This window comes from Oleiphilus sp. HI0132 (genome assembly GCF_001635845.1).
On record NZ_LWGJ01000709.1, the window covers coordinates 1 to 1,278 of the forward strand.

General features: G+C 48.4%; 1 protein-coding gene. It reads right to left on the reverse strand.

Annotated features, from left to right (window positions below):
- A partial coding sequence (gene istA / locus A3766_RS08465) for an IS21 family transposase (RefSeq protein ID WP_068642077.1) occupies positions 1-1,278 on the reverse strand: 1,278 nt, incomplete at both ends.

The window sequence follows — 1,278 nt, forward strand, 5'->3', positions numbered from 1 at the left end:
CAATAAGCCCAGGCAGACCCGGTAAGCTTGCTCTTCATGCTGTTTTTGCTTGAGGAGTGCTTGCACCCAGAGCAAGACCTCATCGCCTAGATCCTTGGCCCAGTTCATGAGTCGGTCTGCATTCCACTTATGATGTTTCTCATGCCTAGTTGGCATATGTTCTGGATTCGTAGTCATGCCAGAGTTGCGCTTTCTTGGGTGGCTGGCGACACGTTTATTCTGGAAGTAGATTTCTATTAGCTTATCTTTGGCGTGAAGCTCCAAGCGCTCGCCGACAAGCTGATGCGGTACGGAGTAAAGATGATTATCGTATTGTATGTGATAGTCGACGTTTACTTTGACCTGTTTGATATCCGTGTACTCATAACGGTGCTTGGGTAAGCGTTTCAGAACGGGCTTATCGATGTTTTCGAACCACTGTTTACGCGTACCTTTTAGCTGCCTGAAGGGAATGTTGTTCACTTCTTCTAGCAAGGCTTTAATGCAGTGATTCAGTTCAGCTAGAGAGAAGAAGGTATGATGGCGAAGCCGAGCCAGTATCCAGCGTTCAATGATTTGAACTCCAACCTCCGCCTTGGCTTTATCTTGAGGTTTCCTTGGTCTAGCGGGCACGATTGCAGTCCCATAATGCGCAGCAAGTTGTTGGTAGTTTGGGTTAAGATCAGGGTCATAACGACAAGCTTGTGTCACACCGCTCTTCAAGTTATCTGGAATGACCATCTCTGGCACACCACCAAAAAACTCAAAAGCTCTGGCGTGACTATTCAACCAGTCAGGCAAGCTCTGCGACCAGGTCGCCTCGCAAAACGTATAATTGGACGCCCCAAAAACGGCAACAAAGATCTGCGCGAAGCGAACCTCGCCAGTGCCCTGACTAACAATCGGCATGGTCTTCCCAGCATAATCAACAAATAGCTTTTCACCGGCCTTATGCACTTGGCGCATAGAGCGCTTTTGCTTCTTCAGCCATTCCTGGTAGTGGTGGCAGTATTGCGAGTAGCTGTAACTCCGGTTTGGGTATTGCTGTGTATATTCTTCCCAGAGTAAGTGTTTGGTTATGCCTTTGTGCTTGAGTTCTTGGTGTACCTCAACCCAGCCCGGCATGACCAGTTCTGCAGACACACGGTTGTCAGATTCAGGATAAAAAAGATTGGCAAGCGCCTGCTCATTAAGTTTCTCGATGGCAGACCAATCTAGGTTTAATTCTTTTGCCTGGCGAGCCACCTTTTGCACGGCACCCAGGCTAAGCCTCAAGCTGCCATTGATCTGGCGTAATGA